Below are 15,185 nucleotides of genomic sequence, written 5' to 3' on the forward strand. Positions count from 1 at the left end.
GAGCCAAACGATGAACCACTGGACTATTGCCAATGGAGCAGCTATACTGAGCAGTACCTCCCCTATCAGCAATCTGGCCATCAGCGAAGAAGGCTCTGATGATCGAATCATCAAACGCAACGAGGCGCTGGGGATAGCTCACAACTGCCGATCGAGCAATTAACGCATGATCTGGCGTGAGTTTAACCAATGCTTGCTACCACCAATTTGATCACTATTCAATGCTGGCTGAAATCCCCCCAACTCAGTGTAGAGTTGACGTTTCAAATCAAGGAGATTGTATGTGACACTCCGCAGCCGCTAAAGCGGCGCGGCTTCTTGGGGCAACACACCCAACGGCGTGCTTATGCCCCAACGGAGTTGTCCACCCCGTTTCAAGATATTGATTGCGGCGTTGTGGTCGCGATCAAGCGATAGCCCACAACCGCAATCGATCCAACGGTCTTTGAGGCGTAGGTTCTCAAAAACGTGTCCGCACCCTGAACACATCTTGCTAGTATTGGCAGGATCAACTTCAACGACCACACGCGCAGCTTCTGCCGCTTTCGCGTGTACTCGTGCAACGAAGTAGCCCCACCCTGCATCCAAGATGCTTTTCGCAAGGTGACGGTTTTTGACCATATTCGTGATCCGCAGGTTTTCAACCGCTATACGGTCGTACTGCTGGATCAGGGAGTGCGCAAGTTTGTTGAGGAAGTCTTTGCGCTGATTCGCGATACGTTCGTGTTGCCGCTGCACCTGGACAACCGCTTTGCGGCGGTTCTTGCCGCCTTTGGTGCGGCGCGATACCCGCCGTTGCAGTACCCGCAGCTTCTTTTGTTCATGCCTGTACCAGTTCTGTGGCGGAACGCGTGCGCCGTCTGAGGTGGTGATCAAGCTGGTAATCCCAACATCAACCCCAACATCGCGCCCCGTTGGCGGGAGTGCGTGTGGGGTGCATTCCACGCTGAAACAGGCGTACCAGCCGCTTGCTTTCTTGATCAGCCTGAGCGTTTTGATCGTACCTTCAATCGGACGATGCCAGCGAACCGCGATCCGCCCAATACCCGACACGCGCAAGCGCCGCCCGTCGATCTTGAAGCCATTGCCGTATTCTTTGAAGCCGAAGCTATCAAAACGGTTACCTCCGCGAAAACGCGGGTATCCTGCCGTTTGTCCAGCCTTGACACGCCGGAAGAAGGCTTGGAAGGCATTGTCCAGATCGGTAACCACCACTTGCAAAACGTGGCTGTGGACTTCGGCTGCCCACGGGTTCGATGCCTTGTGGTCCTTGACGCGACGCAACTGTTCATACTTGCCGATGGTTTCCTTGCGTTCTTCATACGCGGTTTTCCGTTCTGCCAGCAAATCGTTATACCAGCGGCGGCATGTTTCGCGGGTTGCCGCAAGTTTTCGTGCTTGCGCTTTCGACGGATACATGCGGTATTGGAACGCTTTTCGCACAGTTACTTCCCTTTTTGGGCTTCGATGTAGGCGCGAATAGTTGCTTCGCTGACGATACCAGCCGTTGATGCGAAATAGGATCGCGTCCAGAGCGACGGTACCTTGCTGAGAATGGTCGGATAGAACCGTCGTAATTCGTGGGAGGTAAAGCCCTTGATCTCACCAACAACATCAGCCGCCGCGTTGGTTGGAAAAACGCGCACGAACAAATGAACGTGATCCGACTGAATGGCAAGTTGCAGGATTTCCCAACCCCGCTGCACGCACTTGTCGGTAATCAACTGGTGCAAGGTCGAAGCAACGGGTTCGACCAAAATCCGCTTACGCCGCTTCGGACACCAGATCAGGTGGTATACAATCAAGTGGATACGATGTTCGTCGCGTTGATACTCCATAGTGTTGAATTATACATCACACCAACAATAAAATCAACATGTATCCCAAAACAGCGGCTAAAGCCATTAACTTGCCAAACCTCGCCGCAATTGCCCTCGATGACTTGGCGCTCGGCCCACAAACCATCTCAACTCGCAACCATGCCAAACACTATTTGCCACAATTTCAAACGGGCTTTACGCCGATTGTTCCGCTACTTGCCGACACGAATGATCTTGAATGTGAGCTAAGCGAAGCGCTCGATTCACCACCTGATGTCTAAAATCGTGATCGCCAAATAAGCATTAGCGCGGTGGTAGCGAGCTAATTGGCACCAAAAATTCGCCGTAGAGTTTCAAACGTTGGCAACTTGTGCACAGAATAGTCAGCTTGGGAGCGATTTCGAGCAAACGGCGTAACCACAAAGCATCATCAGGATGGGCCTGATAGTTCAATAAAATTAACAACCCATGGCGACCTTGAAAAAGTTGGCTCATTTCGGCAGGGCTTGGAGCAGGTTTAAACTGCCCATACGCCAGCAAGCGTAGGACTAAGGCTTGGTCTAGGCTGTTGGTTAAATCAACCCATAAACAGCCATCCTGAAACGTTGGCTGAACCTCATGGGCAAACGCAAGCACCAACTGCTGTTGCCAAGCCCAATCATCGCCAACAACATTAATCAAGCGTACGCCCTGCCCAAGCAATTGCAACATCCGCTGATAGGCAGGCAAACTGCGATCAACAGCAACATTTGCTGGCAAACGGGCGACGCGCTGCAACTGCGCAAAGCCTGAGCTGGTGGTTTGAAACAGCGGATGATGATTGAGCGAATGGGTTAGGCTAGCGATCAACTTGCGTTGATGCCGATGAAACGTTGCTTTATGAATATGTAACTGCTGGAGATATTCATCAACTGAAGCCCCAGGCTGGGCCAAAATCACCAGCAATAAGCGCTGCTCAGCCTCCTTTAAGCCGATAGTTTTTAATAATTCATACCATTGCTGAATTCCGCCACAGGTTAGCATCAGTTGGGCGATTGGTGGCTGATCAAGCACCTTTTCTGGTGCATAAATCAAATCAGCCACCTGTTGCTCAGTTAATAGCATCTTCAATTCCCATCGAACTCCATAAACCGACATTCACGCTGTAGAAACTAGACCCATCGCTATAAATTATGCATGATTTTCAAAAAATAATTCATCGTATCGTTAAAACTATGGTAATCTAGTACAAATTTGTCATCTGCTAAGAATTCCAGCTGATCATAATGCTGTGATAAGACAATTTTCGTTTGCTCAACAAATTCAGACTGATACCATTCCATTTCATATTGTTCATAGTGAATTGCATTGAGCATATATTGAAAAATATTTAATGCGAACGCATAATATTCTTTGGCAATTGCTAAACAGATGATTGACTCGCAAACAGTAATAACTCGACCAATAAAGATTGTATTATCAATTGCCAGAGGATAAATTTCCCGAACACAAGCATCCATCTGCTGATGATCACCTAAGAAAAAGTAGATTTTAATAAGAAATACATATAAAAGTACAAAATCTACCAGGTTCGAATCGAATTTTTCTTCATTCAGGATACTTATGATAATTTTCTCGGCCTCAGTGTATTTGCCTAAATAAATACACATAATCGCCATGTTTTTCATACTCGAATGAATACCATCGTAATCGCCATTGATTCTAAATTTATCTAATAATTCGGCATAAATTTGATAAGCATCTTCTAAACGTCGCATTCCATACATTGAATTTCCATAATTAAGCATCGGTGATAAGATATTAACGGTATCGCCAAGCTCACGATAGATATTAATTGCATCCATCAAAAGTTCATTAACTTGGTTTTGAGTATGTTTACTTCGAATTATAATGCCATAAAAATTCTTAGCCCTGGCTTCGATCAGTTTAAATTGATGCTGCTGGGCAAGTTGCACCAAATAGTTAAATGTCGCTTCACGTGAATAATCAGCGGTATCTTTCAAGCCAAAAATCAAGGTTGTATATAATGCTCGAGCTTGCCAATATGGATATTCAGTTAGTTGAAGTAAGGCTGGAACCTGTGGCATAATCCACGATTGAGCTTCAACCATTGAATCAGTTCGCCACCAAAAGCGATACATTGCCGCCAATAATTGCCATAAACGCAGTGGGTTTTGTTCCGCCCGCGCAGTATCCAAGGCAAAACTAATATTAGCATAGGCTTCGCGCATCGATTGACCCCAAAGCGCATAATCTGGGCCAATCAGCAGATCTTCGGTTGGCATAACCCATTCAATATAATAATCGCAATGAATTAATCGTAAATGGCGTTGGAATTCAGAATTAATCGATGTCCACAAATATTGGCGAATTGGCTCCAAAATAGCATAGGTTTGATACTGATTTGCTCGAATTCGGCTAATTAAGTGGTTATCGACGAGTAAGGCCAAGTGATCTTCCATCAATTCAAGCTCAAGTTGGCACACCGCCGCTGCCGCTGCCACATCCCAGCCAGCCTGAAATACGCCCAGTCGCTGGATTATCTGCTGAGATTGGATTGGTAATAACTGATAGCTCCAAGCAATCGTTGCTGCCATCGTCTGCTGTCGCACATCCACATCCAACGGCCCTTCGGCGAGAAAGCCAAGATCAGCGCTTACCGCAGCCACAATCGTTTCTAAGCCATAGTCGGCGGTGCGTGCCGCAACCAATTCAATCGCTAACGGTAAACCGGCAACATGGCGGCAAAGCTGACCAACATGGTTTAACAATTGCCCATCGCCACGATCCACGAGACGCACCGCTTCCATGCGATCAAGGCATAACTGCACTGCTGAATAGCTCGTCAAGGTTTCGCTCGGAGTTTCCGGCGCTGGATACTCCAAAACCTCAACTTCATAGATCTGTTCAGCGGGCACATGCAAGCGCACCCGACTGGTGGCAAGCACCTGCTGCTGGGGCAGCGCCTGAAATACCTGCGCCAACCACATTCCTGCTGCTGGAATATGCTCCAAATTATCAACAATCACAAGACTGCGGCGCTGTTGAAAAAAGTCGCGAATAGCCTGCTCAACCGATTGGGCTTCAGCGAGCGCCAAATGCAATTGCTGAATACAGGCCAAGCCGACATCCTCAACCCGCTGGACATCCGCAAAGCGCAAGAGGTGAACTTCCTCGCAGATCGTGCCAATGCTTTGTTGGGCCAGTTCCAGCGCCAGGCGAGTTTTACCAACCCCACCAGTCCCAACTAAACTGACCCATCGCGCTCCACCTGCCAACATCTCATGCAATGCCAACAGATCGACTGCGCGGCCCACAAAACTCGTCCACGGCAGCACAAATTCCGAACGCGCAATGCTGGGCTGGGCTACTTCGGTAGCTGCTGGAACCTGCCCCAAATTCAGAAAATGGCTCAAACTGCGACATAGGGCATTTTGCTGGCGATGAAAGGTGGCATGATGCATCGCCAACAGGTCGGTATAGCGCACCACCGAAGCCTCAGGATAAGCCAAAATCACCTCTAAAACCCGCCGTTCCTTGGCTTTCAACGGAAATTCAAGCAACTGTTGGCGCATCTGCGGCAAACCACCTGCCTCGGCAATAACGGCGGCCCACGCATCATGGTCGAGCAAACGCTGCGGGTAATGCAACAGGTCGTGGACAACTGCGTCGTTCCATTGAAGTGGTAATTGGGTCATAGGTTTATATGCTCTTTCATACTACGTGAATTCAAGCTAAAAAATGAATTAATGATTGATCTAAAGTTCATCGTTGTGATGTACAATCGATCAGCTCATGATAAACAGCTATTATTATCATATAGATTCAGCTGAAATCTATGATTAAAATCCATAGATTATCTTCAGGTAATAATTCATGGTAGCATTAAAATCATTATATTCTAGGCAAAAATTATTATCTGCAACAAAATCAAAATCGTCAAAATGTTGACTAAGAATGATTTGAGTTTGTGCCAAAAATTCGCTTTCATTCCAACGCATCGCATACTGTTCACTATGAATAATATTTAAAAGATACTGATAGATCTGTAAAGCAATAAGCTGGTATTCTTTGAAAATTGCCAGGTAGATAAGTGCCTCACACATTACAAACACTTTTTCAACAAAAAATGTACTCTCGATTGTAATTGGATATAAGATCTTAATGCACCAATCTAGGTCATTTTCTCGCTGCAAGAAAACATAGATTTTGATTAAGCGTAAATAGAGATTAAAATCCTTGAGATAAAGTGGAAGGCCAATCTTGCTTTCACTTCGTTCAATCACATCAAAAATTATTTTTTCAGCCTCATGATAGTTCTTTTGACAAACACAAACCTGTGAGATATTTTTCATACACGCAAACATATCTTCATAGTATCCCATTTGCTCATATTTAATCACTAAATCTTGAAACATAGCATACGATTCATCTAATTTCTTTGATTTCCACATCAGGTTTGCATAATTAAATAACGGTGTCAGAAGATTATTGTTATCTCCCATCCGTTGGTATAATCCATATACATCCAAAAACAATCTGCCAGCAGCCTCTAATTGATTCTGTTCCATCAAGAGCAAAGCATAAAAATTTTTAGCTCTAGCCTCGATTGCTTCAAATGCATAGTGTTGGGTCAGATCAATTAAACGATTATAAGTTTGCTTTCGCGAATAGGTCGCAGTATCTTTAGGGAAGAATACCAGCACCGTAAGTAATACCCGACATTGCCAATAGGGATGCGGGCTTGCTTCAAAGACTGTAGGAATTATCGGCTCAACCCAAGTTTGCGCCTCCGCATATAACTGAAAATTCCACCAAAAGCGACATAACCCGCCTGATAATTGCCAAAATCGCAGTTGATCAGCTTCGGATCTGGCGGTAGCTAAGGCTAATTGAATGTTAGGATAGGCTTGGAGCATCAACAGCCCCCAGCTTGCGTGATCAGGCCCAGTTAAATGCTCTTCGGTTGGTATAACCCATGTAGTGTAATAATCGCAATGCTGCAAACGTATGGATTGTTGTTGTTGGATCGTCAATAATTGCCATGCATATTGGCGAATTGGTTCTAAGATCGTATAGGGATGCTGGGCAGTAGTATCGCGCAAATTGATTAAATGATTATCCAAAAGCAAACTTAAATGATCTTCCATTAAATCATGGTCAAGCCCACATAGCGCCGCCGCTGCCGCCACATCCCAGCCAGCCTGAAACACGCTTAATCTATTCAGAATGACTTGAGTTTCAGCTGGTAATAGCCGATAGCTCCAGCCAATCGTTGCCGCCATGGTTTGTTGCCGCGCATCCACATCGAGCGGCCCTTCGGCGAGAAATCCGAGATCAGCGCTTACTGCGGCCACAATCGTTTCCAAAGGATACTCAGCAGCACGAGCGGCCACTAATTCAATCGCTAACGGCAAGCCTGCGACATGGCGGCAAACTTGACCAACATGGGTTAACAATTGCGCATCGCTACGATCCACGAGGCGCACCGCTTCCATCCGATCAAGGCATAATTGCACGGCTGGATAACTGATCGATTGTTCTACCCTAGCCTTCGCAGGTGGATAGGCCAAGGCTACCACATGATAGATTGATTCATTGGGCACATTTAAACGCACACGGCTCGTCGCAAGCACCTGCTGTTGTGGTAATGCTTGCAACATGTTCGCCAACCACAACCCAGCAGCCGGAAGATGCTCCAAGTTATCAAGAATCAGCAAACTTCGACGATTTTCAAAAAACTGTTGAATTGCTTGTTCAATCGATTGGGCATCACTAATTGATAGTTGGAGTTGCTGCACGCAGGCTAAACCGATATCCTCGATGCGTTGCACATCGGCAAAGCGCAACACATGTACCTCATCACAGCCAGCACCAAGCCAACGTTGCGCCAATTCGAGGGCTAGGCGGGTTTTACCAACCCCACCTGTTCCGACTAAACTGATCCATTTGGTAGCCTGGATCAATAGCATGTGTAACGCCTCAAGATCAGCTTGACGACCCACAAAACTCGTCCATGGCAGCACAACTTCGGACTGGGGAGCGACGGGTAGTGCTGTTTCAGTGGCTGCTGTCGGAATCTGCACCAAATTCAGAAAATGGCTCAAGCTGCGACATAAGGCATTTTGCTGACGATGGAAGGTGGCATGATGCATCGCCAACAGGTCGGTATAACGCACGACCGAGGCTTCGGGATGGGTCAGAATCACCTCTAAAACGCGTCGTTCCTTGGCTTTCAACGGAAAATCAAGCAACTGTTGGCGCATTTGTGGTAAGCCACCTGCCTCGGCAATAATCGTGGCCCACATATCATGCTGTAATAGCCGTTGCGGATAATGCAACAGATCATGCACAACTGTGTCGTTCCATTGAAGTGGTGCTTGCGTCATAGGGTCGTGCACTCTTTCAGACAAAGCTAGATATTCATTAACAAGAACTTAATTGAACCTTCAAGTTTACAATAAAGCGTTGAATACTACTTGGCAAAACATCCCAAGCCTCCCAAGCAAGCAAAAAATGCTTGGTTTCAGCTTCAAGCAAGTCTGCATTAATTGAATCTAGCGAACGTCCATCCAATTCAATCAGTTGGGGAGCGCGAATCGCTTGCGGCACAATCGCTAACAGCCCTAAAAGTTGTTGGGTGGTTGGTTGCAATACGGCATAACTCCATTGAATGAGTGAGGCTAGCCTTTCACTGGTAGGCTGCATATTCATGGTATGTAGTTGGGCCACAAGCGTCGCCAAATCATGAGTCGCAGCTAAACCAGCGGCCAATTCTAAGGCCAGCGGCTTTCCGTCAAGCAGCTGACAAATCTGGATAAGCATTCTGCGCTGTTCTAGCTTGGTCAGATCAATCGGCTGAAATGGAGTTAATCGTTCAAGCATAAGTTGCAGGGCAGGATTCTCAGCAAGCAAATCAGTTTGACTATCAAGTTGAGCATAGCCAAGCGGTTCAACATGATGTAAGCATTCATTCGGCACATTTAAGCGCTGGCAACCAGTGGATATAACTCGCACAAACGGCGCAGCTTGCAATACATCAATCAACCAAGCCGCCAGTTCTGGTTGATTCAGATTATCAATAATCAGCAAGATTTGGCGTGAACCAAAATAGGCTTGAAACCGCTGACGTGGATCATCGCATACCGGATCAAGCCCAAGTTGGCTTAAACAATGCTCGGCAAGCGCCGCCAACTCAATGCCATCATTCAGCCGCAATAGGCAAATCCCATCGCCAAACATTGAGCTAACCCGTTGGCTCATTTCCAAGGCCAAGCGCGTTTTACCCGTTCCAGCCGCGCCAACCAAGCTAATCCAATGACAGCCTTGATCAAACAGCAATTGAATTCGCTCAAGATCGAGCGTTCGACCAATAAAGCTAGTTTTGGGCTGGTGGTTGGGCAGTTGCGCCGATTCTGGGGCAGATTGATCATCGGCAAGTGGCACTGGTAATAAACCACTCAAGCGTTGGCAGAGTGCCTTGTGTTGGCGATGAAAGGTGGCTGGATGAATTGCCAACACATCGCAATAATATTCAACTGTAGCATCGGGATAATCGAGCAGCGCCTCGAGCAAGCGCAATTCTTTCGTTTTAAGTGGATAGGTTAAGAGGTGTTGACGCAGTTGCCGAATGCTGCCAAATTCAGCGATAACCAGCGCCCAAGTAGGATGCTCCAGCAGCCGTTGCGGGTAGTTTAACAGCGTATGCACAACGTCGGCTGTCCATTGTAGTGTTTTTGGTGTGGTCATAGCAGGGTCGCCCTATCGTACCCAAATTAAGCTAAAACCATTCTCATCGGTTGGCTCTCATGCCAACCTTCACCCCTCAACTCCGCTCAAGATACGCTTAACTCAACAAACCGTTGCGCTTCAAGAAGCCCGTTAAGGCCTCATCGCTTGGCTCAGTAATCACCGTGCCACGATCATACGAGCGGGCTTGGCGGCCTGCTGGCAAGGGTGCTGGCTCTTCGAAAGGCAAATTGCTGCCTGCTTCGGCAATCACAATTGTGGGCACACTGCGATGGCCAACCCACTCCTCAACCAAAGCGCCAGCCTCGGCATCTTGATCGATATTGATCTGGGTGTAGGCCACGTTGTTAGCGGCCAAAAAACGCTGCGAACGAGCTAAATCCGGGCAAAAACTCGTTCGGCCATACACGACGACATGTTTACTCACAAGAAACCTCCATAAGCACCGCTGGACAAGTATAAAATGAGGTGCGCTATGATCGTACTTCGCTTTATGCCATTGTCAAACGCCAGAACACCTCGTACAATGAAGGGCAGCGACGCAATGGAGAACTCCCATGCCTGATGCAAGCAATGGCCATGTGTTAATCGTCGAAGATGACCTCAGTATTAGCCGGATGTTTCAACTGCTGCTGCGTGATGCTGGCTATCGCGTATCGTTGGCTAATAGCAGCGAAGAAGCTTTACAATTTGTCCGCGTCATCACTCCCGATATTATTTTGTTGGATATTTCCTTGCCTGGCATGAACGGGGTTGATCTAACCCGCCATTTGCGCAGTAACCCGGCAATTCCCTTTATTCCAATTATTCAAATCACGGCGCTTGGCGATTTGCGCACCAAAGTTGCAGCGCTCGACGCTGGTGCCGATGATATTTTGGTCAAGCCAATTGAGTTATCCGAGCTTTTGGCGCGTTTGCGGGTAATGCTACGGCTGCAAAAAAATCGCCGTGGCCTCGAAGAATCGACCCGCCAAATGCACATTTTATATGCCATCAGCCAAACACTCAACAGTTCGCTCGATATCAACAGCATTTTGCGCGATTTGGTGCTGCAATTAGCCAATGCTTTGGGTGCAGTTCGCACCTCGATTATTTTAGTTAACGACCATAACACGCCATTTTATGCCTCGTCGGTCAAAGAAACCCTCAACACCGAAAGTATTCAACGGGTCATTCGCGATGGTGTGGCGGGCTGGGTCATGCGAGCCATGAAACCGTTGATCATCGCTGATACAACGCGCGATCCCCGCTGGATCTCACTTGATCGCCGCACTGAAACCACTCGATCGATTTTATCAGTACCGCTGATTCATCAAGGGATTGTGGTTGGCGTGGTCACCGCTGCGCACACCCGTACTAATTATTTTACCCAAGAACACCTTGAATTAGCTCAAAATATTGGCAACCAAAGCGTTACGGCGTTTAATCACGCTCAACTTTTTCAAACGACTGTTCAGCAAAAGAGCCTACTCGAACGCCGCTCGCAAATGTTGGAAGAGTTATTGAATGTCGGCGAGCGCTTAAGTCTCAATTTGCCCTTGCAAGATGTCTTGAATGAGCTAGCCCAAGCCATTCATCGTTCGTTGGGTTTTCGCCAAGTTATTATTCATGTGTTTGGGATCGATGATGTTGAGCCAGCCCAAGGCGTGGCCGGAGTTCAGCGCGAGCAAATTCAACAACTCTGGACGAATGCCCAGATTCAGCAAAGCATTGTACCATTGCTGCGTGAGCGGTTTCGCATCAGTCGCTCGTATTTCGTGCCTTCAGGCTATAAACTCGACGACGAAGAAACCAATCAACTGCCATTTGGAGCGATTGGCATTCGCCAAGCTGATTATCTGTTTGTGCCTCTGGGCAGCCCGCAACAATTGCTTGGGCTGATGATCGTCGATCTGCCCAACAATCTGATTACCCCCGATTTGGCCACAATTCAGGCGCTCGAAGTTTTCGCCAACCATGGCACAACCGCCGTCAACAATAATCGTTTGTTTGCCCGCGAACATACACGGGCCAATCAATTGCAATTATTAGTTGAGCTAGGCCGTAATTTTGCCGAGTTGATGACTCCTGATCAATTATTGCGCTTGGTTGCCTCATTGGTTCGCCATAGTTTTGGCTTTAATAGCGTGGCAATTTTGCTCAAACATAACAATGAATTTATGCTGCGGGCAGGAACCCACAATTTTGCCTATCATCCCTACAACCAACCACTGAGCATTGATGCGCGGATTTTACAAGCCTTGGATCATTACCAAAGTTGGCTCAGCAGCAATAGTGAGCAATTTTGCTTGAATTATGAGTGGGGCGAGCCGACGATCGTCGCCGAATTGATCGTGCCCCTGCATACCCACGAAGGCATTCAAGGTCTCTTGGTGATTGGGCATAGCGATGCAAGCGCCTTAGATGGCCTGACTCAATCAATTTTAGGGGCAATTGCCGTTCAGTTGACCGTTGGTTTGGATAACGCTAAACTGTTTTTGCGCGAACAAGAATATATTCAACAACTCAATCGAGTTAACGACATTGCGCTGCAAATGACCAGCACTACCAATGAGCCTGCATTTCATGAGATTATGCAGCAAGTTGCGGCCATGTTTCAGGCTCCTCAAAGTATGTTGGTGTTGGTTGATCCCGAGCAGCGCCAGATTACCCGCAGTATTGCCTACCCGCAGTCGTGGTTGCATGAGCTACCAGCTTTACCCGAATTGTTGGCCAGCCTCGACGAGAGTCGGGTACAAATGCTCAACCATCAACATGCCTCGGCTTTGGGCCAAACATTACGTCAATCAGAAATTAACACGATCGTGGTAGCTCAATTGTATAGCGCCGAACGCTTGCACGGCCTTTTGTTGATTAAGCCCGCTGATATGCACTATGTTTGGCGCTCGAATGACCGTAATTTGCTCCAAACCCTCGCCACCTTATTCGCCCAAGCCTTGGAAAACCAACAGCTGCAAGCCCAACGCCTAGAACGCTTACGCGCCGATTTACAACGCTATATGGCTCCACCACTGGTCGAGCAATTGTTGAGTGAAGGTGGGTTTGGCGAGGCCAGCGAGCGTGATATTGTGGTGTTGTTTGCCGATTTACGCGGTTTTACGGCGTTAAGCGAAAATCTCGCACCCCAAGTCGTGGTCAAGCAAATTCTCAATCGATTTTTCGATGAAATGACCGCCGTGCTCTATCGATATGATGCAATTATCGATAAGTTTTTGGGCGATGGCTTGATGGCGGTTTTTGGCTCAGTGCGGCCATTACCCAACGATGCAGAACGCGCCATGAATGCCGCGATCGATATGCAACAAACCTTTGCCAAACTGCAAACTGAATGGCAAGCCAGCTTTGGTTATGCAATTGGCTTAGGCATTGGCATGAGTTGTGGGCGGGCGGTGGTTGGTAATATTGGCTCAGCCCAACGCATGGATTACACCGTGATTGGCGATGTGGTGAATACGGCTAGCCGCCTGGTGGGGATTGCCGAGGCTGGGCAAATTATCATCACCCAGCCCTTGGCCCAACGTTTGAAGCGGCATAAACGCCAACTTGAGGAGCTTGAACCAGTTCAACTCAAAGGTAAACGCGAACTACAAGCGATCTACGCCATTCGCAAGTCGCGCTAATTATTCGCTAAACCACTCCAATTGGCTTGGTTGGAAGCTTGGCACAGCATAGCGCAAAAACGTGTGCAAGCCTTCCAAATCCACTGAGGTCAAGTGGTAGCGCAAATCGCGCAGATATTTGGCACAAACGCCAGGCGATACGCTGATTCGCGGTGCATACAGCTGAGCCAATTCATCGATGCGGGTGAGATTTTCGGCTTTGGCAGCCCGCAAGGCTGGCACAATTCCGGCTTCGCGCACAGCCTCAGCTTGATCGCGCCGCACCACCCAAACCGCAAAGACAAACGGCAAACCACTGAGTTTCAGCCATTCGTCGCCGAGATCAAAGCAGTAGGGCAAACCGCGTTCGCCCAAATGCCGCCGCGTGGCCGCTTCAACCAACGCTTTATCGCCAATCATCAAGCCAGCTTGACATTCCGCCAGCATTGCATCAAGATTCGAGGCCATCGAACGCCACTCTGGTTGAATGCGATAATGGCGCTCGCACAGCACCCTGAGCAAATTAATGCTGGTGGCCGAATCAGTGGTTAATGCAACTGGCTGGCCGTCGAGTTGCCGTGGATCAGCCGACCACGAAAAGAGATTGACACTATTGACTGCGCCAATCGTGGCAATTGAAAAATCGCGCACCACCAACAACTCGTCAGCATGCAAAGCCCATTCATAGACCGACATTGGAGCAACCGCAACCTCGCCGCGTAAAACCGCCGCATTGATTGCCGTTGGCACTCCGCGTTGGACAGGCACATGCGGCAAACGCTCGGTAATGCCATAATCCATCGGTTGTGTATTTAAATAATCAATTACACCAAGCATAAAATTTAAAAGCGTGAGTACGCTAGGCGACTCACGCGATAGGCAAGGCTTTGGGCAAGCGCCCCAAACCCTGCTATTAGTTCACAGCAATGTGATTATAAAGTGCATCCCGCTCAACTGCGGTTTTGCCAGCAGTCGTCACCAGATGAACTAACTCTGCCCGTGAGATACCTTGTTCGGTTTTAGCCCCAGCAGCGTGATAGATTTCTTCTTCGATCACCGTGCCGTCAACATCGGAAACCCCAAACGACAAAGCGACTTGGGCCAAACGTGGCGTGAGCGAGATCCAATAGGCTTTGACATGGGCAAAGTTGTCGAGCAACAAACGGCCAATCGCCAAATTCTTCAAATCTTCGAAGCCTGTCGTCCAATCGAGCTTTTTGACCCGCCCCAAGTTGTTGTTTTCAGGGTGGAAGGCCAGCGGAATATAGGTTACAAAACCACCAGTTTTATCTTGCTGTTCGCGCAAGCGCAACAAGTGATCAACCCGTTGTTCGAGGGTTTCGATGTGGCCATAGAGCATGGTTGCATTGGTTTTGATGCCTAATTCGTGTGCAATGCCATGAATCTCCAACCACCCATCGCCATCAACCTTTTCGGGGCAAATTTTACGGCGTACTGCTGGATGGAAAATTTCAGCACCACCACCAGGCAAGGCATCCAGCCCAGCCTTGCGCAAAATCTCAAGGGTTGTACGCCAATCGAGATGCGAAATTTGAGCCATATAATCAATTTCGACTGCCGTAAAGGCTTTGACGTGAACATTGGGATAATGATCCTTCAATTCACGAATGATATCGGCATAATATTCAACATCAAGATCGGGCACTAAACCGCCGACAATATGAAATTCACGGGTGCGTTCGCTAAACAAACGCCCAACGTGATCGATAATTTGTTCGGGAGTGCGCACAAAGGCATCGAGTTCGTTGCCATTACGTCGAAACGAGCAGAAATTACAGTGAAACGCACAAACATTGGTTGGTGTAATGCGGTGATTTTGCACAAAATACACCACATCGCCATTTTTGCGGCGATTCACCGTATCGGCCAATTTACCCAAGGCTAAAATATCGTTAGTTTGATACAAACGCATTCCATCGTCAAACGAAAGACGTTCGCCTGCTTCAACTTTTTCAGCAATATCGGAGAGTGGCGACTTCGCCAACAGAATAGCCAT

The 15,185-nt window shown here is 47.9% G+C and carries 11 protein-coding genes; 2 read left to right on the plus strand and 9 right to left on the minus strand.

Annotated features, from left to right (window positions below; genetic code table 11):
- Positions 1–300: 300 nt before the first annotated feature.
- Together LCH85_16455 and tnpA are read right to left on the minus strand one after the other, a co-directional pair.
- On the minus strand, positions 301–1,443 hold the full coding sequence (locus LCH85_16455) for a transposase (GenBank protein ID MCA0353584.1): 1,143 nt from the start codon (positions 1,441–1,443) through the stop codon (positions 301–303).
- 2 nt (positions 1,444–1,445) lie between these two features.
- On the minus strand, positions 1,446–1,838 hold the full coding sequence (tnpA, locus tag LCH85_16460) for an IS200/IS605 family transposase (protein ID MCA0353585.1): 393 nt from the start codon (positions 1,836–1,838) through the stop codon (positions 1,446–1,448).
- A gap of 38 nt (positions 1,839–1,876) precedes the next feature.
- On the opposite strand from tnpA, the gene LCH85_16465 reads away from it, so the two are divergent.
- Positions 1,877–2,101 (plus strand): hypothetical protein, encoded by a 225-nt coding sequence (locus LCH85_16465; protein MCA0353586.1) that lies wholly within the window; start codon positions 1,877–1,879, stop codon positions 2,099–2,101.
- A 22-nt stretch (positions 2,102–2,123) separates the two neighbouring features.
- Here LCH85_16465 and LCH85_16470 read toward each other — a convergent pair whose 3' ends face one another.
- The 5 genes from LCH85_16470 to LCH85_16490 form a co-directional block, all read right to left on the minus strand.
- Positions 2,124–2,924 carry a hypothetical protein gene (locus tag LCH85_16470; protein MCA0353587.1) on the minus strand — a complete coding sequence of 267 codons (801 nt, stop codon included), beginning with the start codon at positions 2,922–2,924 and terminating at the stop codon, positions 2,124–2,126.
- Between the two features lie 59 nt (positions 2,925–2,983).
- Positions 2,984–5,518, minus strand: a complete 2,535-nt coding sequence (locus tag LCH85_16475; GenBank protein MCA0353588.1) for a hypothetical protein — start codon at positions 5,516–5,518, stop codon at positions 2,984–2,986.
- Positions 5,519–5,662: 144 nt separating this feature from the next.
- Positions 5,663–8,209, minus strand: coding sequence for a hypothetical protein (locus tag LCH85_16480; protein MCA0353589.1), 2,547 nt, complete (start codon positions 8,207–8,209; stop codon positions 5,663–5,665).
- Between the two features lie 37 nt (positions 8,210–8,246).
- A complete protein-coding gene (locus LCH85_16485; protein ID MCA0353590.1) occupies positions 8,247–9,569 on the minus strand; it encodes a hypothetical protein in 1,323 nt (440 codons plus the stop codon).
- Positions 9,570–9,666: 97 nt separating this feature from the next.
- Positions 9,667–9,996, minus strand: coding sequence for a glutaredoxin family protein (locus LCH85_16490; GenBank protein ID MCA0353591.1), 330 nt, complete (start codon positions 9,994–9,996; stop codon positions 9,667–9,669).
- Positions 9,997–10,126: 130 nt separating this feature from the next.
- Between LCH85_16490 and LCH85_16495 the strand changes: the two genes are divergently transcribed.
- Positions 10,127–13,189 (plus strand): GAF domain-containing protein, encoded by a 3,063-nt coding sequence (locus LCH85_16495; protein ID MCA0353592.1) that lies wholly within the window; start codon positions 10,127–10,129, stop codon positions 13,187–13,189.
- Here LCH85_16495 and LCH85_16500 read toward each other — a convergent pair whose 3' ends face one another.
- Entirely contained in the window at positions 13,190–14,005 is an 816-nt protein-coding gene (locus tag LCH85_16500; protein ID MCA0353593.1) for a menaquinone biosynthesis protein, read from the minus strand.
- A gap of 76 nt (positions 14,006–14,081) precedes the next feature.
- Complete coding sequence (mqnE, locus tag LCH85_16505; protein MCA0353594.1) at positions 14,082–15,185, minus strand: aminofutalosine synthase MqnE; 1,104 nt, start codon at positions 15,183–15,185, stop codon at positions 14,082–14,084.

The sequence above is a fragment of the Chloroflexota bacterium genome (genome assembly GCA_020161265.1).
Lineage (GTDB): Bacteria > Chloroflexota > Chloroflexia > Chloroflexales > Herpetosiphonaceae > Herpetosiphon.

What these genes read in the sequence shown, in the direction of transcription:
- tnpA (MCA0353585.1), bottom strand. Translation starts at nt 1,838, where the DNA reads ATGGAGTATCAACGCGACGAACATCGTATCCACTTGATTGTATACCAC.
- LCH85_16465 (MCA0353586.1), top strand. Translation starts at nt 1,877, where the DNA reads ATGTATCCCAAAACAGCGGCTAAAGCCATTAACTTGCCAAACCTCGCC.
- LCH85_16470 (MCA0353587.1), bottom strand. Translation starts at nt 2,924, where the DNA reads ATGCTATTAACTGAGCAACAGGTGGCTGATTTGATTTATGCACCAGAA.
- LCH85_16475 (MCA0353588.1), bottom strand. Translation starts at nt 5,518, where the DNA reads ATGACCCAATTACCACTTCAATGGAACGACGCAGTTGTCCACGACCTG.
- LCH85_16480 (MCA0353589.1), bottom strand. Translation starts at nt 8,209, where the DNA reads ATGACGCAAGCACCACTTCAATGGAACGACACAGTTGTGCATGATCTG.
- LCH85_16485 (MCA0353590.1), bottom strand. Translation starts at nt 9,569, where the DNA reads ATGACCACACCAAAAACACTACAATGGACAGCCGACGTTGTGCATACG.
- LCH85_16495 (MCA0353592.1), top strand. Translation starts at nt 10,127, where the DNA reads ATGCCTGATGCAAGCAATGGCCATGTGTTAATCGTCGAAGATGACCTC.
- LCH85_16500 (MCA0353593.1), bottom strand. Translation starts at nt 14,005, where the DNA reads ATGCTTGGTGTAATTGATTATTTAAATACACAACCGATGGATTATGGC.
- mqnE (MCA0353594.1), bottom strand. Translation starts at nt 15,185, where the DNA reads ATGGCTATTCTGTTGGCGAAGTCGCCACTCTCCGATATTGCTGAAAAA.